16 protein-coding genes and 9 tRNA genes are annotated in these 22,805 nt (G+C 41.1%); 7 read left to right on the top strand and 18 right to left on the bottom strand.

The annotated features are described in order from the left end of the window. Positions 1 to 538: 538 nt before the first annotated feature. Positions 539 to 814, top strand: a complete 276-nt coding sequence (locus J8M01_RS12045) for a DDE-type integrase/transposase/recombinase (protein ID WP_247671111.1) — start codon at positions 539 to 541, stop codon at positions 812 to 814. Positions 815 to 1,171: 357 nt separating this feature from the next. Here J8M01_RS12045 and J8M01_RS12040 read toward each other — a convergent pair. The 13 genes from J8M01_RS12040 to J8M01_RS11980 form a co-directional block, all read right to left on the bottom strand. Continuing rightward, positions 1,172 to 1,258: transfer RNA gene (locus J8M01_RS12040), tRNA-Leu, on the bottom strand. A gap of 36 nt (positions 1,259 to 1,294) precedes the next feature. Then, positions 1,295 to 1,368: transfer RNA gene (locus J8M01_RS12035), tRNA-Cys, on the bottom strand. A gap of 15 nt (positions 1,369 to 1,383) precedes the next feature. Beyond that, positions 1,384 to 1,459 (bottom strand) — tRNA-Gly (locus J8M01_RS12030). A 76-nt stretch (positions 1,460 to 1,535) separates the two neighbouring features. Beyond that, positions 1,536 to 1,611 (bottom strand) — tRNA-Gly (locus J8M01_RS12025). Between the two features lie 7 nt (positions 1,612 to 1,618). Continuing rightward, a tRNA-Leu gene (locus tag J8M01_RS12020) sits at positions 1,619 to 1,705 on the bottom strand. Between the two features lie 24 nt (positions 1,706 to 1,729). Further along, positions 1,730 to 1,805: transfer RNA gene (locus tag J8M01_RS12015), tRNA-Gly, on the bottom strand. Between the two features lie 51 nt (positions 1,806 to 1,856). Then, positions 1,857 to 1,943 (bottom strand) — tRNA-Leu (locus J8M01_RS12010). A gap of 34 nt (positions 1,944 to 1,977) precedes the next feature. After that, positions 1,978 to 2,051 (bottom strand) — tRNA-Cys (locus J8M01_RS12005). A 15-nt stretch (positions 2,052 to 2,066) separates the two neighbouring features. Next, positions 2,067 to 2,142, bottom strand: a tRNA-Gly gene (locus J8M01_RS12000). Between the two features lie 139 nt (positions 2,143 to 2,281). Beyond that, entirely contained in the window at positions 2,282 to 2,827 is a 546-nt protein-coding gene (gene pgsA / locus J8M01_RS11995) for a CDP-diacylglycerol--glycerol-3-phosphate 3-phosphatidyltransferase (RefSeq protein ID WP_192507981.1), read from the bottom strand. A gap of 41 nt (positions 2,828 to 2,868) precedes the next feature. After that, positions 2,869 to 4,692: an excinuclease ABC subunit UvrC gene (gene uvrC / locus J8M01_RS11990; RefSeq protein WP_211058136.1), complete on the bottom strand. Its 1,824-nt coding sequence runs from the start codon at positions 4,690 to 4,692 to the stop codon at positions 2,869 to 2,871. A gap of 12 nt (positions 4,693 to 4,704) precedes the next feature. Next, positions 4,705 to 5,355 (bottom strand): UvrY/SirA/GacA family response regulator transcription factor, encoded by a 651-nt coding sequence (uvrY, locus tag J8M01_RS11985; RefSeq protein WP_192507983.1) that lies wholly within the window; start codon positions 5,353 to 5,355, stop codon positions 4,705 to 4,707. 178 nt (positions 5,356 to 5,533) lie between these two features. Beyond that, a complete protein-coding gene (locus J8M01_RS11980) occupies positions 5,534 to 6,679 on the bottom strand; it encodes a dicarboxylate/amino acid:cation symporter (protein ID WP_211058135.1) in 1,146 nt (381 codons plus the stop codon). A 199-nt stretch (positions 6,680 to 6,878) separates the two neighbouring features. On the opposite strand from J8M01_RS11980, the gene J8M01_RS11975 reads away from it, so the two are divergent. The 3 genes from J8M01_RS11975 to J8M01_RS11965 all read left to right on the top strand — a co-directional run bounded on the left by J8M01_RS11975 (position 6,879) and on the right by J8M01_RS11965 (position 11,364). Next, positions 6,879 to 9,230, top strand: a complete 2,352-nt coding sequence (locus J8M01_RS11975) for a carbohydrate binding family 9 domain-containing protein (protein ID WP_211058134.1) — start codon at positions 6,879 to 6,881, stop codon at positions 9,228 to 9,230. A 136-nt stretch (positions 9,231 to 9,366) separates the two neighbouring features. Continuing rightward, positions 9,367 to 10,335, top strand: a complete 969-nt coding sequence (cysK, locus tag J8M01_RS11970) for a cysteine synthase A (protein ID WP_192507986.1) — start codon at positions 9,367 to 9,369, stop codon at positions 10,333 to 10,335. A gap of 135 nt (positions 10,336 to 10,470) precedes the next feature. Next, positions 10,471 to 11,364: a transporter substrate-binding domain-containing protein gene (locus J8M01_RS11965; protein ID WP_211058133.1), complete on the top strand. Its 894-nt coding sequence runs from the start codon at positions 10,471 to 10,473 to the stop codon at positions 11,362 to 11,364. A 72-nt stretch (positions 11,365 to 11,436) separates the two neighbouring features. Here the strand turns inward: J8M01_RS11965 and J8M01_RS11960 are convergent, their stop codons facing one another. Beyond that, a complete protein-coding gene (locus J8M01_RS11960) occupies positions 11,437 to 12,294 on the bottom strand; it encodes a PA4780 family RIO1-like protein kinase (protein WP_211050141.1) in 858 nt (285 codons plus the stop codon). 289 nt (positions 12,295 to 12,583) lie between these two features. Further along, positions 12,584 to 14,062, bottom strand: coding sequence for a sodium/proline symporter PutP (putP, locus tag J8M01_RS11955; RefSeq protein ID WP_211058132.1), 1,479 nt, complete (start codon positions 14,060 to 14,062; stop codon positions 12,584 to 12,586). Between the two features lie 282 nt (positions 14,063 to 14,344). Here putP and J8M01_RS11950 point away from each other — a divergent pair, with 282 nt between their 5' ends. The 3 genes from J8M01_RS11950 to J8M01_RS11940 all read left to right on the top strand — a co-directional run bounded on the left by J8M01_RS11950 (position 14,345) and on the right by J8M01_RS11940 (position 18,122). Beyond that, positions 14,345 to 15,568 carry an HDOD domain-containing protein gene (locus J8M01_RS11950; protein ID WP_211058131.1) on the top strand — a complete coding sequence of 408 codons (1,224 nt, stop codon included), beginning with the start codon at positions 14,345 to 14,347 and terminating at the stop codon, positions 15,566 to 15,568. Positions 15,569 to 15,790: 222 nt separating this feature from the next. Continuing rightward, positions 15,791 to 17,812, top strand: coding sequence for a TonB-dependent copper receptor (locus J8M01_RS11945; RefSeq protein WP_247671110.1), 2,022 nt, complete (start codon positions 15,791 to 15,793; stop codon positions 17,810 to 17,812). A gap of 91 nt (positions 17,813 to 17,903) precedes the next feature. Next, positions 17,904 to 18,122 (top strand): DUF3820 family protein, encoded by a 219-nt coding sequence (locus J8M01_RS11940; protein ID WP_192507991.1) that lies wholly within the window; start codon positions 17,904 to 17,906, stop codon positions 18,120 to 18,122. A gap of 6 nt (positions 18,123 to 18,128) precedes the next feature. Here the strand turns inward: J8M01_RS11940 and J8M01_RS11935 are convergent, their stop codons facing one another. The 3 genes from J8M01_RS11935 to J8M01_RS11925 all read right to left on the bottom strand — a co-directional run bounded on the left by J8M01_RS11935 (position 18,129) and on the right by J8M01_RS11925 (position 22,730). Next, complete coding sequence (locus J8M01_RS11935) at positions 18,129 to 19,139, bottom strand: sterol desaturase family protein (protein ID WP_211058130.1); 1,011 nt, start codon at positions 19,137 to 19,139, stop codon at positions 18,129 to 18,131. An 83-nt stretch (positions 19,140 to 19,222) separates the two neighbouring features. Next, a complete protein-coding gene (locus tag J8M01_RS11930; protein ID WP_247671109.1) occupies positions 19,223 to 21,421 on the bottom strand; it encodes a TonB-dependent receptor in 2,199 nt (732 codons plus the stop codon). 10 nt (positions 21,422 to 21,431) lie between these two features. Then, a complete protein-coding gene (locus J8M01_RS11925) occupies positions 21,432 to 22,730 on the bottom strand; it encodes an imelysin family protein (RefSeq protein ID WP_211058128.1) in 1,299 nt (432 codons plus the stop codon). Positions 22,731 to 22,805: the final 75 nt, after the last annotated feature.

The following is a 22,805-nucleotide window of genomic DNA, read 5'->3' as shown; positions in this document are numbered from 1 at the left end:
AGCAAAGCAGACGCACTCTAAATACCAAAAGAAAGAATGCAATGCTTTACCCTGTATCATTGAAGTATTCCGTTCTAATAATACAGAGCACTTATATAAAGGAATACAACCCAAATATCGAGGTGAGAAACGATAAAAAGAGCGAATAGAAGCTATCCGACCAAGGTTAAACGAAGAGCTGTCACATTGGTCTCTGAACAAGGTTTCGAGGGTAAGTCTCAGCACTTATTATGTTTGACTAAGGCAATCAGAAAAACGTTTTACACCCAAGCAGCTTACTCTCTATCGAAATGCCAAAGCTACTTTTATACAAAGTCGAAATAGTATGACTACCGAGCGCTAAAAAACGGTTATGCAAGAAGGGCTTCAGTGTAAACAATTATGGCGCTCTACAGCCCTTGCAAAAGCTAGGGTTAATCGTGACACAACGAGTTACTTACAAGTTCACAGCCAAGCGCAAGCTCCGTGATAGCGTAGCAGGTAATTTATTGAATAAAATTTCAACCCTGTTGCAGCAAACTAAGTTTCGGCGGGTGATATGACCCCCTTAAGAAAGGGAGGAAGCAGGGTTTATCTAGCGATTGCGATCGGTTTATGTTCCAGACGAACTATCAGTTGGCATATAAATAAGCGCATGATGACTGATGTAATAAATAAAGCGATGATGAAAGCATATAGCTTAAGCCAACCACCCAGAGGCCTTGTATTTCATCCTGGCAAGGGCTCTCGATATACAAGAAAACGTTACCAAAGTTTGCTGGCAGGCTTTGATAGTCAAGCAAGTATGGGGGGGTTAGTGCGTGTTGGAACATAAGAGTGTCAACACGGTTTTAGGGCGCTTTTCGGTAGCTTAAAGTATGACTCGCTACACAAAACGCCTGTGCGAGCTCGCAAACATATGAGAAATTATGTGATAGTGCATATGCGCTATTACAAATTAGAACGGCTTTACACTGCTTAATGGTGATTTATCGCCAACGGAGTATAAGCAAAATTCCTTAAGAAAAACGTCCTGATTTAGTTGTGCAGGACATAGCTTAACGCCAGTAAGCAACACAATAAGGGAAATAAAACTTATTCTGGATAGGAAAAACCATGTAGAAATTGAGACCCATTTAAAAATGAAACACTCACTTAAGGTGGATTTTTACTAAGAAATATTTAAATAGAATGGTGCCCGGGGCCGGACTTGAACCGGCACGTCCTTACGAACGAGGGATTTTAAATCCCTTGTGTCTACCAATTCCACCACCCGGGCATCGGGTTGCTTTCGCAAGTGGAGTACTACTAATAATGGAGGCGGAACCCGGAGTTGAACCGAGGTAGACGGATTTGCAATCCGCTGCATAGCCACTCTGCCATTCCGCCATTTTTGTAAAAGTTTGGAGCGAGTAACGAGGCTCGAACTCGTGACCTCGACCTTGGCAAGGTCGCGCTCTACCAGCTGAGCTACACTCGCATAATTATGCGTATTTAACTTAAATTAAGCTAAATGATACTTTCGCAAACTTTAAAATTTCATTCCCTAATTTGATTGGAGCGAGTAACGAGGCTCGAACTCGTGACCTCGACCTTGGCAAGGTCGCGCTCTACCAACTGAGCTATACTCGCAATCAAATGGTGCCCGGGGCCGGACTTGAACCGGCACGTCCTTACGAACGAGGGATTTTAAATCCCTTGTGTCTACCAATTCCACCACCCGGGCATCGGGCTGCTTAAGCATTTAGATTGGAGCGAGTAACGAGGCTCGAACTCGTGACCTCGACCTTGGCAAGGTCGCGCTCTACCAACTGAGCTATACTCGCATCTAAATTTAGTGAATAACACTAACTAGAATGAGAACTCTCAATCTAAAATGGTGCCCGGGGCCGGACTTGAACCGGCACGTCCTTACGAACGAGGGATTTTAAATCCCTTGTGTCTACCAATTCCACCACCCGGGCATCGGGTTGCTTTCGCATGTGGAGTGTTGAGATATGGAGGCGGAACCCGGAGTTGAACCGAGGTAGACGGATTTGCAATCCGCTGCATAGCCACTCTGCCATTCCGCCAAACATAATCAAAATTGGAGCGAGTAACGAGGCTCGAACTCGTGACCTCGACCTTGGCAAGGTCGCGCTCTACCAACTGAGCTATACTCGCTTTTTGATTTAAAGGACATACTGCCCTCTCAACACGGACGCATTCTACAGAAGTTATGATATGCGTCAATAAAAAAAATGAATGTTTTTAATCGTTTGCTTATTTTTTATCTAAAGCGCTCTATTTATAAACATTTTACTTAAGATTTAATCAATTCTGATCTGGCTGCATAAAGGTATGACAGCATTGATGTCACCGTTAATAGCGTTGCAATAGCCAGAAGACCATAACTCAACATGATCATCCATGGTGCATATTGCCAAATCAAACCTATTATGGCTAACATTTGAGCTGCAGTCTTGATTTTCCCCATACTTGACACAGCCACACTACTTCTTTTTCCTTGTTCAGCCATCCACTCTCTTAATGCGGATATGACAATCTCCCTACTAATAATGATCACCGTTGCACAGGTTACAAATATGTTTTGGTAATAAGTCGCCAGCATTACAAGTGCAACACTTACCATAACTTTATCCGCCACGGGATCTAAGAACGCACCAAACGGCGTCGACTGCTGAAGTTTACGTGCTAAATAGCCATCGAGGATATCCGTTACTGCCGCTAACCAAAATATAAAAGCGGCGGCAAAAAATGCCCATGAATAAGGTAAGTAAAACAAAACTGCAAATACAGGGATGAGTAACAACCTAAACGTTGTCAGTGTGTTTGGAATATTCCACATAACTACTTAGTGAGATCTTTTTTGTATGTTCGCATGAATGATTAAGCTTTGTCATGCAAATGGTTAAATATCTTTTCAGCCGTTTGCGGGCTGATCCCAGGAACTTGCTTTAATTGATGGATATTAGCAGCTTTAACCCCTTGCATACCACCTAGGTATTTGAGCAAAGCTTGTCTGCGTTTTTGACCTACTCCTTCTATTTCTTCTAATAACGATTGAGTCCGTTGTTTTTGACGCTTATTTCTATGTCCAGCTATCGCAAAACGGTGGGACTCATCACGAATATGTTGAATAAGGTGTAATGCGGGTGAGTCCGAAGCAATATTAACCGTTCGTCTACCGCCATCAATTAGCAATGTTTCCAGACCCGGTTTACGGCCTTCTCCTTTAGCAACACCAATCAGTAACGGCACTTTTTCTAATGTCCAGCTTTCAAAAAAGGCTTCCGCCCTACCAAGTTGGCCTTTACCACCATCGATAAAAATCACATCAGGTACTTTCTCTTCATCTTTTAATTTTCCGTAACGCTTAGTTAATGCAAAACTCATAGCGGCATAATCATCACCAGGCGTAATCCCTTCAACATTAAAACGCCGATACTCCTTATTATTGGGGCCTTGTCCATCAAATACCACACAAGATGCAACCGTGTTTTCTCCCATGGTATGGCTTATATCAAAGCACTCCATTCTTTTAATATCACTTAGCTGCAATGCGTCTTTAAGCAACGCGTATCGCTTATTAATAGAATCTTGCGCACTTTGTTTAACCGCAATACTATTTGCTGCATTTTTATTTGCTAACGCTAAGTACTGTGCTCGTTCCCCTCTAATTAGTGCCTTTAATTGTACCTTTCGCTGTGAAACCTCGCTCAAAGCGGATGCTAATTCGCTCTGCTCTTGAAGCTCAAAAGGCAAAATAATTTCTTTTGCAATGCGACTGGTGGCACCACTGCCCAGATAATACTGCCCAATAAAAGCAGTCAAAATCTCATCTGTTTGGGAGTCTTTTGGTACTTTGGGAAAGTACGTTTTTGTACCCAATATTTTATGGTCACGGATCATCAACATATGAACAGCGTTCAAACCATTTTGCTGTACAAAACCAACAACGTCCATTTCAGCAAAATTACCGGCTACCGACTGCTGTTCTTGCATCTGTCTCAGCAACGCGATTTGGTCACGTACTTTCGCTGCAAGCTCAAAGTCCAAGGCCATACTCGCCTTTTCCATTCGCTGTACTAACTTTGCAATAATTTGCTGAGATTTGCCGTTTAAAAATTGGCGTGCCATATCGACTTGATCTCGATACTCATCATCACTTACTTTTCCCACACATGGTGCGGAACATCGTTTTAGCTGGTACTGTAAACAAGGCCGGCTGCGTGCCCTATAATATGCATCTTCACATTGACGAACCGGGAAGATTTTTTGCATTAATCTTAAGCTTTCAGATACCGCAGCACTACTGGGAAATGGGCCGAAATATTCTCCTTTGTACTTTCTACTTCCACGATGAAATGCGAACCGTGGATGTACATGGCCACTTAAGAATATGTAAGGGTATGACTTATCGTCTCGCAGCAAAATATTATAACGAGGTTGGTATTTCTTTATTAGATTATTTTCAAGCAGTAATGCTTCTGTTTCAGTATTAGTTAAGGTAATTTCAATGTTGCAGATATTACCTACTAACACACGTGTTTTAGTATCAGGAATATTTGCCCGGAAGTAGCTTGATACGCGCTTCTTTAGATTTTTAGCCTTACCAACATAGATAACCTGATGCTCATTATCGTACATACGATAAACACCAGGTTCCGTTGATAATGTTTTTAGAAATGCTTTGTGATCAAAAACAGCCATTTAAGCAAGCGATCAGTGCGTCGTATCTATGTCGATCATTTTATGGCGAATTGCTAAGTGGGTCAATTCAACATCCCCCCCTACATTTAGCTTTTCAAACATACGATAGCGATAACTATTCACCGTTTTAGAGCTCAAATTCAAACGCTCCGCGATATCCTGTGCTTTATCACCTTTGGTTATCATAAGCATGATCTGTAGCTCACGCTCAGACAGCGACTGAAAAGGGTTTTCATCATTTCGGCCACTAAATTGCGCCAATGCAATTTGCTGTGCAATTTCTGGGGCTATATACCTTTGTCCTGCATTGACTGCACGTATCGCATTGATCATCTCGTCAGGTCCCGCACCTTTGGTCAAATAACCATGAGCGCCAATTTGCATTACTTTACTTGGGAATGGGTCTTCACAATGCACCGTTAACACAATAACCTTCACATCTGGACAATATCGACAAATCTTTTTAGTCGCTTCTAGCCCGCCAATACCAGGCATATTCATATCCATTAATACGATATCTGGCTCACTTTGGCGACAATACGCCACAGCTTCCTCGCCAGTTTTAGCCTCTGCGACCACTTTAAAACCGCGTACATCATCTAATATACGCTTAATACCTGTTCTCACAAGTTCATGATCATCAACTAAAAGTACGTTAATCAATGGCTGACCCTCTTAATTAATTCTTTGATATTTACACATTTTCAATGCAACTTGTTGAGAGTACCACATAAATTTACAAAGCATACTAAACAAAGTTACATCTAGAGATAAAAATACTAAAAAGAAATGAAAAAGACTAGGCTTCATACTCCCAGTCTTAATATTTGGTAATTAGATCTTACGATTTATCTGAAAACCGATTAACCCAAAGCGCAATGACACCATCACCCGTTACATTACACGCAGTACCAAAACTATCTTGCGCAAGGTACAGTGCTATCATTAAAGCCACAGCCGCTTCATTAAAACCAAGCATCGAAGTTAAAAGCCCTAATGCCGACATCACGGCCCCACCAGGCGCTCCTGGTGCTGCAATCATAACAATGCCCAACATAAAAATAAATGGCAGCATAGATAACAAAGGCGGTACGGTCATATCAGGAGACAATAACATAACAGCCATTGCACAGGTCACTATCGTAATCGTTGAGCCTGATAAATGAATAGTGGCACACAGGGGGACTGAGAAGTTCGCAACTTCTTCTTTTACACCATTCGCTTTGCTGGCCTTTAATGATACGGGAATAGTGGCGGCGCTCGACATTGTACCGATTGCTGTAAAATACGCAGGTAGCATATTACGTATTAACTCTAACGGGCTGCGCTTTAATACAATACCACTGACAATATACAACACACTCAACCATAACCAATGCATAACAATAGCTGCAACTAATACTATACCGAATGTACTTAATGTATCAGCAACCGTTCCAGCCACCGCCATTTCAGCAAATACCCCTGCAATATAAAATGGTAAGGCTGGAATAATCACCTTCGCCAAGAGAGCATCAATTATATCCCGCCCTTGGTCCGTAACATCTTTCAAGGTCTGTAAGTTAAGTTGACTTATCCCTATTCCAAAGATAAACGCTGTCGCTAACGCAGTCATCACGCCCATTAAAGGTGGAACTTCCAACGCAATTAGGCTTTTTATTTCTGTCGAAGTCGCAGCTTCGTATGTAATCGCACCATCAAAGAATGGAATAAATGCGTTAACTACCAGCACAGCCAATGTACCTGCAATCACTGTTGAACCATATGCAAACCCCACCGTTTTACCAAGTAAATGACCGGAGCCCTTAGGCAGTCCAGCAATACCCGAGGCGATAAAAAATAAAATGATCAAGGGGATGGTGAAGCTAATAAGCTGACCAATAATGACTTTTGCAGTGTAAAGCAACTCTATTAATATAATTGGGAGATAAAAACCCGCTGCAATTCCGCCTAAAATACCGGCGATAAGCTTTAAGATTAACGACATAAAATTTCTCAAACTAGAACGATGACGTTTTTTACCATGTTTTCACATGAAAATGTTATAAATTCGGTGTTCTACGAAAGTAAATTGTGATTACCAGTCATTGCCCCACTCTAATCTCATAAAAATGCACCCTGCCGCGTGTCGATTGTTAATTAGAGTCGTATAATATTTAATAGAGATATACTTATGTGCAATTTCTATGTTTAAAATGATAAAAAAAACGCTTATAGCAGTGCCTATCTTATTGTCGGCGAGCTGTTTAGCTCAAACATCTCCTGATCAACTTCCTTATATTAATCAATCAGCAAAAATTGACGGAAATCTAAACGATCCAGCTTGGAAACACGCTAAAAAAATTACCATTAATAATGTCACTTGGCCATACGAAAATGAGGCTAGCCCAGTTGAAACGTCAGTATTAGTATACGAAAACGGCACATCATTATTTCTCGGCTTTGAAGCCTCAGACCCAGACCCTTCGATGATACGAGCATTCTATCGAGATAGGGACCGCGCTTGGAGCGATGATCTGGTTGGCATAAAAATCGATTCATTTAACAACAGTCGAAGCGCATATCAATTTTTCATCAACCCTCTTGGAGTTCAACAGGACTCAATTGAAAATGAACTCACCAATAGTGAAAGCACGTCTTGGGATGGCATTTGGGATAGTGCAGGACAAATCCATGATACAGGCTACACCGTTGAAGTAGAAATTCCGCTGCGGGTACTTAATTTTGATGATAGTCAAACCATCAAAACAATGGCCATGGAGTTTGTGCGATTTTATCCTAGAAACGAGCGCCTTCGTCTATCCAATATGCAAATCACCCATGCAAATAGTTGCTGGATATGCCAAATGCCAAAATACACGGGGTTTGAGCAGGCTAAGCAAGGGAATAATCTCGCCATTATTCCCTCTCTTGTGTTAAGTAAATCTGAAACACGAGAGATTGATGGTGCCGATATAGAAGATTGGCAGAACGACAATAATACCGAACCAGGTCTAGACCTAAAATGGGCAATAACGCCTGATATGACATTAAACGCAACACTCAACCCTGATTTTTCTCAAGTTGAAACCGATACTGGCCAGTTAAGTGTTAACAATAGTTTTAGCCTATTCTTTCCTGAGAAACGCGCTTTTTTCTTAGACAATAGTGACTATTTCTCGTCATATTCTAACCTGATCCATACCCGTAACATTGCAGCACCAGATTACGGTGTAAAATTCACCAGTAACAAGCAAGGTCATACTTTCGCTGGGTTTATAGCAAATGATGAACATTTAAATGTTATGGTCCCAGGCAACCTTGGCTCTAACGTCGTCACATTAGAACAAGAAAGTGACAATGCTGCTTTTCGTTACCGGTATGATCTAGATAATACCCTCTCGATTGGTACGACCGCGACACTAAGGCAAAGCGGTGACTATGAGAATAAGCTAATTAGCATTGATAGTAAGTACCAACCAACCTCAAGTGATACACTAAAGGTGCAATTATTTTCATCTCATACCGAGTATTCTCAAGCTTTTATCGATGAACTATGTGATGGTGAAGACGGTGACTGTGACGCAATAACCGCCCCCCCCTGCCAGCAATTTAAAGATTGTGATTATAACGAAAGTGTTCTGAGAACATTAAACAAACAAAGTACCTCTGGCACAGGTTACCTTGTTAATTATGAGCATAACCAAAAACACTGGCGTGTATTTTCTAGCTACCGCAGTCATGGTGCTGGGCTACGTTCTGACTTAGGGTTTATGTCACAGGTTGATTTTAACAAGTTCGTTGCAGGACTTGAGTACCGTTGGTACGGCGCTGAGCAGAGTTGGTGGAATCGCGCTCGATGGTATTCAGATTGGGATATCACACATAATGATGATGGAGAGTTACTAGAAAAAGAAATCCAAAGTAACTTCGTCATTGATGGGCCGCTTCAAAGTGTCATCGATTTTGGTGTTGACCACCGGAAACGCACTGGACTTAGACACGACAAAACACAACTTCGTATTGATGGAAATACGGATCTTTTCACCGAGAATCGAGTTTGGACCTATATGGAGTTTAAACCCATCTCAGGAGTATTTGCTGGCTTAAACCTACGAACAGGAAATAAAGTTGATTTGGCTAATAATCGTATCGGTCAGGAGTATTTTGCTCGCCCAACCATCCATGTTAATTTAGGGAAACACTTTGAGGTCCGCTTTAGACATACTTATGAAAATTTAAAGGCCGAAGGTGATGATGTATATACGGCCAACCTAACGGATGTTCGGTTCACTTATCAATTTAATATTAACAGTTATCTTCGGTTTGCCATCATTCGCACCGACATTGACCGAAATACACACAACTACATAGATAATGATATCGATGCAACGTATAAAGGGCTAAGTTCACAGCTACTATACTCATACAAAATTAATCCTCAAACGGTGTTTTTTGCTGGTTATTCAGATAATGGCTATCAAGACGACGACCTTGAAACCCTAACCAAAGACAATAAAACCTTTTTCGCTAAATTTAGTTACGCATGGTTAATGTAGGAATAATAAACAGTTTTTTTATTTCGTTTAGCTATAAGCAATTTTAATATATCTTATAGCCATTCTTTACTTCTTTTTTCATTTAAGCCAAGTAAAGTGTGGCAATAAGTAAACCTAAAGTACCTAAGGGAACACAATGTCTAAAATTTTCGCTGATAACACACACACGATAGGTCAAACTCCAATCGTGAAACTTAACCGAGTGACAGGTGGTAATGTATACGCCAAAATAGAAGCACGTAACCCAAGCTTTAGTGTTAAGTGTCGTATCGGTTCATCAATGATTTGGGAAGCTGAAAAATCAGGTTTGTTAACCGAAGGCAAAGAGCTAATTGAGCCTACCTCTGGCAATACAGGTATTGCACTCGCTTTTGTGGCTGCAGCACGTGGCTACAAACTCACTCTAACAATGCCAAATACCATGAGCTTAGAACGCCGTAAATTGCTTAAAGCATTAGGTGCTAATTTAGTATTAACTGAAGGCGCTAAAGGCATGAAGGGGGCTATCGATAAAGCCAATGAAATTCAGGCTAGTGACCCTAGTAAATATGTTTTATTACAACAATTTGAAAATCCAGCTAACCCCAAAATTCACTTTGAAACTACCGGCCCAGAAATCTTTGAAACGATGGAAGGTAAAGTCGACTACTTTGTCGCTGGAGTAGGCACGGGTGGTACTATATCTGGTACTTCTCGTTATTTAAAGCAAGAAAAAGGCCTTGATGTAAAAGCGATTGCTGTTGAACCAACAGACTCGCCAGTCATTACACAAACACTAGCAGGTGACGAAGTTAAACCCGGCCCACACAAAATTCAAGGTATTGGAGCTGGGTTCATTCCTGGTAACCTAGACTTAGAGCTTATCGATGGCACTGAACTTGTTTCAAACGAAGATGCGATTGCTATGGCACATCAACTTATGAAAGACGAAGGTATTTTGGTCGGAATTTCATCTGGTGCAGCTGTTGTCGCAGCTAAACGCATTGCTGAAAAGCCAGAAAATGCAGACAAAAATATTGTCGTTATTTTACCTAGCGCAACAGAGCGTTACTTATCTAGCCCTATGTTTGCTGATGAGTTCTCTGATCAAGAACTTGTACAATAATTACAAATTCACAATAAAAAAACCGGCTTTAAGCCGGTTTTTTTATTCCCCTTACATTTACACACTTCATTCAATGAATAATAAGGAAAATTTACCTACACTTGTTTATATAATTAATGATCACGGCATTCCACTATGCGTTGGATTCTTATTCTTAGTTTTTGCTTTTTTCATCTTTATGCCCATGCAGCAATTAACGTTGGTTACTTTAAAAACGCCAAATACCACCTAGTGCAGGGGTCTAAGCATAAGACCGGCTATCTATACAATGCCGAAGCAACGAAAGGGCAACTACATATTGTCACATTAGACTGGCCCCCCTACATAGGTAACGCATTATGCAACAAAGGGTGGGTGTTTCAATTTGCAGTATCGCTGCTCGCCGAACAAGGCTATAGTATTTTCATTGAATTTTTGCCATGGGCACGTGCCGTCAGAGCTGTAGAGCTTGGTAAAGCCGATATCTTAATGCCTGAGTATTATATTGAAGATTCGGCCCCCTCTGATTACGTCAAAGACAAAACGCGCCGAGAAGTATTAGCACTGTCCAACTCATTCTCAGGTGGTGAGATTGGTTTTCTCAAACGTAAAGGCGATCCAGACCGGTTTAATGGTAATTTAAGCTCTCTTAAAGGTGAGAAAATAGGCGTCGTACGCGGGTACCAAAATACCCCTGAGTTCGATGCCATGATGGACAACAACGAGTTTGCAATCGTAGAAGCTGTTGATGATTTACAGTTAGTCAAGCTACTTGTGGGCGGTAGAGTAAACCTCATTATAGGAGATCCAACGGTATTGCGATTTACCGTCAATTATTCTGACTTATCAAAACCAGAAAAGGTCACTTTATTGAGAAATATTGATGATGAGACAAAACCAATTAAATACAACCATCTTTATTTTGCACTCAGTAAAAATAAACCTAAGTGGCGCACTGTCCTTTCTGATATCAATCGCGCTTTATATATGTTTGAAAATAGTGAAGAAACAAACCGTATAATAGAAATGGGTAGCTCTGAGTGTTTCTAGGAAAAAATATCTGAGATAAAAAACATAAAGGGAGCAGTATCACTCCCTTTTTTATCACAAAGATAGTAGATATTACCCAATATCGTCTTGGCCGCTTATCCGTGCTTGCCGCTCTTGCTCTTCTAACATAGCTGCATTGATTTCCTCTAATACAGAACCGACATCTGCAGCTTGGAAATCATCTTCATATAAACCAGTCAAAGCTGAGTTTTCAGTCAGACTCCCCTCTTCAAACAATGCCCATATTTCTTTTGCATAATTAGTTTGCAGTAAAGCTGGCGCATATTCACCATAGTAGCGACGCATATTATTTACATCACGTTCGAACATAGCTTGGGCACTATTGTTGGCCGCAGCATTCACCGCTTGTGGTAAATCAATAATTACAGGGCCTGAATCATCCACTAACACATTAAATTCAGAAAGGTCTCCATGTATCAGGCCTGTGCAAAGCATCAGCCGAATATAATGAACCATCAGAGTGTACTGTCTAATGGCTTCTTCTTCTGACAAACTTATCGCACCAAGTTGTGGTGCTACGTTACCTTCTGCATCAGAAACTAACTCCATAAGTAGCACACCATCGACACAACAATAGGTTGCAGGCACACGTACATTGGCTGCCGCCAAGCGTGACAAAGCATCAACTTCTGCATTTTGCCATATTTCTTCTTCGAGCTGACGACCATAGTTTGAGCGTTTACCCATTGCCCTAGCTTGGCGTCCCCCCCTTACTTTTCGACCTTCTTGATATTGTGCCGCCTTTTTAAAACTACGTTTCATTGCATCTTTATACACTTTGGCACAACGAATATGCTCACCGCAGCGCACAACAAAAACATCAGCCTCTTTGCCGCTCATTAGCCGGCTTATGACCGCATCAATTAAACCATCATCAACAAGTGGTTGTAGGCGTTTAGGTATTTTCACGGGGTCCCTGTTTAGTTTGATTAATAAACTTAGTTAGTGGTTTTGTCGCAAGGCGATACTTACCAAAATTAACAAATACACTAAAAAGTAACTATGACTCCTAGTGCAATACTCATCGTATCATTACTTTATTGCTAAAGGGTAGACATCGTCTCTAATTCTAAAAATAAGTGCGATTTTTGGTAACAAACAATCTCTTTATAGTCTCAAAACCAACACAGCTAACGATCTATTTTAGAGGCAATGTAAAAAGGGCCATATTAGGCCCTTTCATGCACTCTTTTCATTGTTATAAATTACTTTGTACTTTTTTAAATAAGTTTTGTATTCGTTCATGAGGCGCTGCCGTTATAGAGCTCACCAGAACTATCGTCAATGCAGAAACAATGAAGCCAGGAACAATTTCATAAATATGACTACTTAAGCTTTGTCCAGCTACTTCAATTGGTGCATAAATCCAAACTAGCACTGTCACAGCACCAGAAATCATACCAGCTAGTGCGCCTGCAAAATTCATTCTTTGCCAGAACAAGCTTAATAACACAAGAGGTCCAAATGCTGCGCCAAAACCTGCCCACGCATTACTGACCAAATCGAGTATTGAACTGTTTCTATCATACGCTAAATAAATCGCGAGTATCGCAACTGCAGCAACACTAATACGCCCAACTAAGACAAGCTCTTTGTCCGTTGCATTTCGATTTACGAATATTTTATAAAAGTCTTCAGTTAATGAGCTCGAGCTAACTAAAAGTTGTGACGAGATTGTGCTCATAATTGCCGCCAATATTGCAGCCAATAAAAATCCTGCTATGAGCGGGTGAAATAGGAGTTCAGACAACACTAAAAAAATGGTCTCTGGGTCATTCACAACAATACGATTTTCATGTGTGTAAGCTGCACCAAACACACCTGTCGCAACCGCACCCAGTGCTGCAATGATCATCCAACTCATTCCTATACGACGTGCAGTTGGCATATCTTTCACACTTTTTACTGACATAAAGCGCACTATAATATGGGGTTGACCAAAATAACCCAGCCCCCAAGACATCGCAGAAATAATCCCAATTGCGCCACCAGCGCCTATCCACGTAAGCATTTGTGGATTAACCGCCTCAAGCGTAGATGATAGCGGGTTATCTAATAATGAATATGTCACGGCAGGGACCAATATTAATGCGATAAACATAATACAGCCTTGTACGAAGTCGGTTAAGCTAACAGCTAAGAAGCCTCCAAATAATGTATATAAAACCACAACGCCTGTAGTAATATACAGCCCAGATTCATAACTCATTCCAAACGAGTTTTCGAACAACTTACCGCCAGCCACCACACCAGATGATGTATAAAGCGTAAAAAACACGATAATCACCAGCGCAGATACAATACGTAACGCATTACCTTTATCTTCAAATCGATTAGCAAAATAATCAGGGATCGTAATAGCATCATTAGCAAGCTCGGTATAAACCCGCAATCTAGGTGCAACCAGTAAATAATTTAACCAAGCACCGATAACCAAACCAATCGCAATCCACGTACTGCTAAACCCTGTCACGAACATTGCCCCAGGCAAGCCCATTAATATCCAGCCACTCATATCAGATGCGCCTGCCGATAAAGCGGCAACACTTGGTGATAGACTACGGCCACCTAGCATATAGCCTGATACATCACTTGTCGATTTACGGTAAGCATATAAACCTATGCCCAACATAACTGCAAAATACAGTACTAATGAAATAATCGTACCTAATTCCAAAGCTATCTCCTTCAATGAGAGCACTCTTGTCAATGATAATTATCCAACAACCGTCTTTCTGATTGTCATTAAATAGAGCGCTTTATTAGTTTTGCGTGACTATAACACGTCTACTTCCTCTACCCCAGTACAGCATGGTTACCCTACAAATATCCAGTTGAAAAACCTAAATGAGCCATTAAATTAATACCAAAAGACGAAACAATCATAAAAAAATAATGAATTACTACGCAACATCACTTATATTGAAATTATAGTTGTATTAAAAGAGACCTGTTGTAGATGTATTTTTATGCTGCCCGCCAACCTATTTTAGACATCAATAAAGAATTAGTAGGCTATGAACTGCTTTTTCGTGACGGAGTTGACAATGTTTTTCCAAATATTGACGGGGACGAAGCAACATCTCGCTTAATTGAAGGAAGCCAATTCAATTTTGGATTGGATGATTTGACAGACAATAAGCCCGCCTATATCAACTTTACCCTTGAAACGTTATTAAAAGGCTACCCAACCATGCTCAGCCGAGAGCAGATTGTGGTTGAAATCCTAGAAACCGTGCAGCCAGGAAAGCGGCTGCTGGCTGCCGTACAAGATCTCAAAGATAAAGGCTATACAATTGCTCTAGATGACTATCAACATCAAAAAGTATGGCGACACTTCTATCCATTTATTGATCAAATTAAAGTTGACTTCCTTGCCACATCACACGCAGAAATACTAGAAATTATCGATGCGACTAAAGACTTCAACAACATAAAACTAGTTGCTGAAAAAGTCGAAACATATGAGCAGTACCAGCAAGCGATTGATTGGGGGTTTAGCTTATTTCAAGGTTTCTTTTTTGCTAAACCTGAAATGGTACAAAGTAAAGCCCTCCCACCTTCAGAAATGGCCCTCGCAGAACTACTGTATGAAACGTCCAGTGTCGATGTCGATTTACAAAGAATAACTGCTGTTTTTGAACGTGATGTTAACTTATCTTATAAACTTTTAAGATATTCTAACTCTGCTGCATTTAAGCGTAGAGCAGAAATAAGTACGATTAAGCAAGCGCTTGTAGTACTTGGTAACGCAGAGTTAAAAAAGTTTCTGTCACTATTGTTCGCTGCACAGGTCTCTGCTGAAAAGCCAATGGAGCTTATTAAGCTATCACTAACCCGAGCTCGTTTTTGTGAACTGTTAGCAACCAAAAGAAATGATAAGCACAATATAGGCACCGCATTTCTATCGGGTATGATGTCGCTGATGGACGCCATACTTGACGAGACCATGGACAGTGTGATGAGTAAACTACCTCTGGTTATCGAAATAAAAGATGCGTTACTCAATGGCGATGGAGTGCTCGCCACATACTTATCAATTGCGATGGATTATGAACAAGCGCAATGGGAAAAAGCACAACAAACCTGTGCAGACCTAAAGTTAGACTCGACCTGCTTACCTGAAATTTATAGTGATGCAGTCAATTGGAGTAACGAACAAATGCAAGTCATCGAGCGCTAACGCGCTCATACTTAACCCTCCTCGTATAGACGCTTTTTTATGGCCATTGCCCCCTCTTAACTGTAACCAAGCAGACCAACCAGTTATATTCTTTAGCGTAACAATACCCTATATTGACCTACATCAAAATTACTGCAAAACCAGTCTTGATGCGACAATCTGTCACACTCCAAACTGACGCTAAACATATAAAATCCATCACAATTTAATGACTGAGACTCAATGATGGAAAAAACTCTAATTAGCCTTGCACTATTAACCTCTCTCAATGCATCTGCTAACTACGACGATATAGAGCGTATTGTGGTTGTTGCTCCTATGCATTCACCATTAGATATTAAAACTGATCCAAAACTGCCTCGTCAACCTCTTCCAGCGCAAGATGGGGCTGATTTACTCACCAGTATCGCTGGATTTTCATTAATAAAAAAAGGATCGGCTAGTAGCGATCCAGTATTTAGGGGCATGGCAGGATCTCGGTTGAATATCGTCAGCAACGGTGGCCTTGCGCTTGGAGGGTGTGGTAATAGAATGGACCCGCCAACCGCTTACATTACCCCACAGTCTTACGATACATTGACAGTGATAAAAGGACCGCAAACTGTTTTATATGGTTCAGGCAATAGTGCTGCAACCGTGGTATTTGAACGTACTTTAGAGCGCTTAGACAAGCCACGGGTCGATGGGTTTGCCAATATTATATTCGCTAGTGCAAATCGAAGTGGCCTAAACACAGATATTAAAGCGGGTTCCTCTGAGTATTATGTCCGATTTTCTGGCAGCTATAATCGCGCAGATGATTTTTCAGACGGTGACAATAATGTGATTCATTCACAATATAAACGTTGGAATGCTGACTCCGAGTTTGCTTACACACCTGCCGATGACAAAATAATCAGCATTACTTATGGTCGCAGTGATGGCGAAGCGGCTTACGCTGACCGTATGATGGATGGCAGTTTATTCGATAGGACTCACACCACAATACGCACCGATTGGGTGATTAACCACAATATAATCACCAATGTTGGAGCACAGTGGTATTACAATAATATAGACCACGTTATGGACAACTATAGCTTAAGACCCTTCGTGCCTAACATGATGATGAAAACGCCTACAGCTTCGAACCCTGACCGCCGAACACAAGGGGGCAAACTTCTATTTGATGCCAATTTAAATGAGGGCCATACCGTCAAATTCGGGGTCGATCACCAGCAAGATCGTCACCGTAATCGAGTCAGTCGTAACCAGTTTGAGATATCATACGACACTCTGCCGCGCTCAATTGATGGAGAATTTGAAAAGACCGGTGTATTTGCTGAATATGAATATAGTGTAGATAAAAACCAACAAGTGGTGACTGGTTTACGTTTAGATCATTGGCAAGCAACAGATGAACGACAAAGTATTTCATCTATGATGAAAACAATGCCAAACCCGAGCGCCTCATTAACCCGTAGAGATAACCTGTGGAGCGGCTTTGCTCGGATCCAACAGCAAAGTGATGATAGTAGCTACTTTATTGGCTTCGGCCACACAGAACGATTTCCTGATTATTGGGAATTATTAGGCGGTAGTCGTCAAGGTCCTGACAGTCTAAGTGCATTTCATACAAACATAGAAAAAACCAATCAATTTGATATCGGTCTAGTTCACCAACGTACACAATGGCAAGGTTCCGTCTCTGTTTTCTATAGTCAAATTGACGATTATATTTTAACAGACAATCTGTTCAATCAAGGCTCTATGAATAAAAAAGTGACCCGCAATGTCGATGCTCAAACTTACGGTTTTGAAGCTGACGTGAGCTATGACCTCACTAAAAACTGGATATCCGGAGCCAGCATCAACTACGTGCGTGCTAGTAACTTATCTGATCACCTGCCTTTGGCACAACAGCCCCCATTGCAAGCTCGATTTACCTTAGATTATCAGCGCCAAAATTGGCATATCGGTGTACTTTGGCGCATTGTTGCTGCCCAACATAGAGTCGCTGTTGGACAAGGTAATATTGCGGCGCAAGACTTCGGAGAATCTGCTGGTTTTGGCACTCTAGCATTGAACGCGAGCTATAGTCAGTCCGACAGCCTTGATTGGACATTAGGTGTCGATAACGTACTTGATAAAACTTACAGTGAACATTTAAGCAAATCAGGCACTGCCGTCAGTGGCTACCCACAAATTGATAAAATAAATGAAGCAGGCATAACACTGTGGGCCAATGTTAACTGGCGTTTCTGATACGCTTTGTATTGACGGGGTTCTTTGCCTTTACCTAATGGTGTGCCTTGATACAATAAAGGCACACTTACTCTTGGGTTGAACACAACATATGCACGATCAACAGGCTCTGCTAAAAGCCATTAATACTAAAATGCCATTTGGCAAGTATGCAGGTACTCCTTTACTCCTTTTACCTGAACCCTATGTTGTTTGGTTTAAGAGCAAAGGCTTTCCTCAAGGAATATTAGGTGAACAACTCGCAATGATTTATGAAGTAAAGTTGAATGGACTTGAGCAGGTACTCATGCCATTACTTTCGTCTAAATAACTCTATTTATTGATCCAGTTTATTTACGGCCTTTTTTACTGATTGCTTTTGCACCAGCCGTTTACCCAATTTGTGTGGTAACAACGCTTCAACAGCCAAGAGCATTGGTTTACCGTAAATAGCAATGAGTGAGTCGTGCCCCGCGTCATATTTGCCAACCCCTATCGAAATATGCGGTGCCTGTGATGCGCGAATTAAAGATCCAAACATCCGGTCCCAAATCGCCAATGCTGAGCCTAAATTCGTATCAAAATGCTGGGGGTTATCACTATGATGGATTTGGTGTTGAGCAGGACTGATAAACCAATTCTCTAGTCTATCCCCCCAAGTAAAGCGAATATGCGAATGCCTAAGGTTGGCACCAAAAATATTAAATATAAATACAAACGCATTTGCCCCGAGTATGTCGTACATACTAAGTCCAGTACCAAAAAAGTGATAACCCAACCCCACCACAATGCCTTGCGTTAACGCCATTCGGCACGCATAAAAATAACTTTCAATCGGATGAGAGCGATAAATTGTAAATGGTGTCAGGACTTTCGCTGAATGATGTACCTTATGTATTTCCCATAGAAATGGTACTTTATGGAGTGCTAAGTGTAATAAAAATCGAGTCAAATCATCGACGATAAATAACATCAAAGTAAAAGCAGCTATAATCACGCCACTTGGCCATGCTAAGTGTAATGGCGCACCAAATAATGCCTCCAACGTGTCAGTAATAAAAATAGCAACCGGTACCATCGTCAATACGATTGGTGCAAATGTCGCAGCTTTAATTAAGGTATTCGTGACAAGAAGTACATAATCTAACCGTGCACTTTGACACAGCCACACTTTTTTAGGAAATAAAAACTTCGCAAAACCGCGACCGGATCGCACCTGTTCGCTCGCTAGGTACACCGGTATTGCCATCACAATTGCACTGAGCAAATAAGGTATGTAGATTCGCTTATTCGCATCAATTAAATAGTGCGGTAATCCTGCAATGGCTTGCCACAACTGCTCTAGCATTATACTCCCCTAACATACCTTCAAAAAAGGGCCAACTAAGTGGCCCTATTGTAACAATCATAAAATATTATTGTAATCAACCGCTAAAATTGATATTTATACCCTACCGAAACCTGCCTAGATTTCGTTGGACGCGCCCCGTAGGGCCTGCGGCTGACAATATCGACTTCATCAAAGACATTATCAATTTTGGCATAAAGACGTCCATACTGGTCAAACTCATAACTGGCCGACAAATCCACAATGACACTTGATGGAACTTCAACACCTGAAAGTACTTGCCCATTACCTGCAACCTCCGGCATGCTGCCTACATATTTTACAGCAGCAGTCACACGCCAATTGCTCGTCGCTAAACCAATATTAAATGAAGCTTGGTGTTCGGGTAAATAAGGTAATGAGTCCCCCTTAGTCACATCACCCCACTGAGCGAAATCAGATTGAAAACTAGACTTAAACTCGCTCTGGGTATACGTGTAGACAAAACTATATGGGATTTCAATCTGCAAGTTTAACGGATAGCTTTGTGAAAACTGTGCTTCAAGCCCATAAACATCCACTTCGCCACCGCTAAACTCTTCGTCTAATTGCTGGTTTTCACCACAATTTGATGAGGCGCATGTTTCAGTCAAGTTCTTATAGTCATTAAAGAATGTAACCAACTCTAGCTGCGTAACACCATCATTAAATCGACCACCAAACTCATAATTTACGCTTGTCTCTAATTCCTCTGAGGCAGATCGCGACGGAGATGAAGGAACAAATCCTTTATGTGCACCAAATAATAGCCCTGACTCTTCCGATAATTGATAAAACCCACTCACGCCTGGTAACCAGATACGCGTTGTTTTATCTTGCCATTTAGTTAAGTCTTTCTTGTCCTCGTGGTGCATATCCATCAACTCACCACGTACGCCTACTCCAAGCGTCAAGGCATCAATAGTGATTTGATCTTCTATATACACTGACCAAGCTTTGGTCGACTCTAAGTTTTGTGTTTGAGGCCGTATACCCAATTCAGTATCAATCGCAACTCCAGAAACCATGCTATACGTTTCTTCAAAGTGCTTTCGCTCAATTTCATCTTCATGATACCGTAATCCAGCAGAAATTTTGTGCTTTAAATCATAAAGCTCGAAATCAAAACCACCATCTATTTGAATACCCTGAGAGTAATATTCACGGTCGTTAGTGCCCATGTTCAAATATAACACTGGCTGTCCATCGGAAACGGAGTCTTGCTGACCTGAAATCACTCTATATTCCAGATCATACTTATCCGGATCTGCTAAAGTCTTAGATAAACTGGCTCCAGTTGATGCGAATTGACGGTTAATAAGACCGTTTAGTTTTTTCCAAGCTCGTTCATAGTCATTTCGGTACACTCGTGACGTCAGTGTAAAATCATCACTTTCTAAGTAATGAGAAAACATAACCTGTTGATGTTCTGTTTCCATCAAAGCAGGTTGTGATGCCGCATATCGGCGATAAGGGGTTGCGGCAAAGTCCGTGTCTGTTAAACCTAAATAAGTTTCGTCAGACTCCTCATCAGAATAAGATAATTTCAATCCAAATGTGTGATCAAATTCACCTTGTTGCAGTTTATAATTAAACTTGGCTAAAATATCGTTTTTAACAAAGCCGGTATCACCGCCACCATCAAGGTCTTTAAAGCCATCAGCTTTTAAAGAAACACCTTCTAATAAAAAGCCAACATTATTAACCACAGAACCAAAATGCGCGTGAGCTTTTTGATAACCATCAGAGCCAGCCGATATATCTATGGCTCCTTCTGAGAATTCGGGTATTTGCCGTGTCACTAAGTTAATAGCGCCAGCAACCGTTTGTGGCCCATGCTTTATTGCTGCTGGGCCTTTGAACACCTCAACCGCAGTCATACGTGTAGTCACTGGGAAATAATAAGCGGCTGGCGCTGAATAAGGAGATGGCCCAATTAATATACCATCTTCCATAATTGTTATCTTCTTACTGCGCTCTGGTGTTACACCTCGAAAACCGATATTCGGCCGTAGACCATAACCGTCTTCTTCTCGAATATTCACACCAGGTACTGACGCAAGAATACGGTGAATATCATCATATTCAAATTTTTCTAAATCTGCTTCTGTTAACAACGTAGCAGACCCTGCTTCAGTACGGAGTTTATCGTAGTGACTCAATATTTGAATATGTTCAAGCTCGCCGTCATCGGCGGGCTTGTCTGCAGCAATTGCTTGCGGTATCGCAAATACAACCGCTAATGCGAGTAATGATTTTTGCATAAAAGGGCCCTTAGTCATTGTCACCAGCCGACGTTGCAGGTAGTTCTAACGCAAGTTTTGTTATAAAGTCATTTTTTAGTTGGTCGGTCACATCTTTTACTTTAGCGTGTGTATCTGTGACGGTCGCAGTGTTACTTTCTAGCGCAGTTTGTAGACTGGTTGTTATTGCTTGAGAGGCTTCTTTAGAATTAAGAATTCCCTGTAACATAGCCGTTTTTGTATCTGATGCTTGTTGGTTATCTAAAAAGTCATCAAAGCCTAAATTACTCGCTCCGCCGCCGTTAAATAACAATTCAAATGCATTCAGGTTAGCACGTATATTTTCTATAGAATGCTTGGCATATTTTGACTCCACCGACTCTGGGCATGTTATCCCGCCACATTCATTATTGAATAGACCAAGTGGTGTTGCTAATTTATAATCCTTTAGCTCTTCCGTCATATAAAATAAGGCATCTGATATTTCATTTATAGCCTTATTCGTCGAGGCAAATTTATTACCTGCTTCACCCGCATTTTGCAGAACACTCGCATATCCTGATGTGCCAGACCATTGCGCAACCAGCTTATCGGAGGAAACAGAGAGATCTTTAGACACCTCAACAGCATAACGACAGCGAGAGGCTTTGCGCATTTGCTCTGAACGAGTGTTCCAATCAGCTAATACTTCACCTGCACTCGTTGATGAACAACTGTGGACTAGGTCATCATTAAACAATAAATACTCTAGCGCATCTAACCCACGACGTTTATCGCTGCGCTTACTAATGTCGTATGCGTTGCCATTAATGGTACCATTTTCAAAAAACACCACATCTTGATCGACACTACAAGTACTTGCATTTGGCCAAGAGTAAATATCATTTCGCAGTGATTTATCATTCTCCAACAAAGGGCCCACAATCATAAGCTCAGCATGTTGCCAACTAACCATCGCTTCTTTCCACGCATTGTGTGCGTTTAATTTGGCTGTTGTTAATTGTGCTAATGCCTCACTGTCCTGCAATGATGGGTCATATTTAACTTCCAGATCACAATAAGCTGATAAGATACTGGGTAATGCATCTGATTTACTGTCGAATTCATTGAATGTAGGTGTAAATACATTGTCAGTTAAGCTAACTAATAATTGTTTTTCTGAGAATTGAGGAGCTGATGGATCCGTCGGGGTTGTCGGAGTTCCCGTATCTGGTTGACCTTTGCTAACATCATGGCCCGTACCAGCATCATAAGAAGTACTTTCTCCGCATCCACTTAGTACAAGTGCTAAGGTACTTACGAGTAACAAAGGTTTAAAAGCATGCTTCATTAATTGCCTCTTTTATGTGTTTTTAATACAACAAAAGGCTAGCCCTTTCAGGCTAACCTTTTTCATACTAACTAT

It is taken from the genome of Pseudoalteromonas sp. MMG005, assembly GCF_018101015.1.
In the GTDB taxonomy this organism is placed as follows: Bacteria; Pseudomonadota; Gammaproteobacteria; order Enterobacterales; family Alteromonadaceae; genus Pseudoalteromonas; species Pseudoalteromonas aurantia.
Note: the sequence above shows the minus strand (reverse complement) of the source record. Positions and strands in the feature narration are given on the sequence as shown.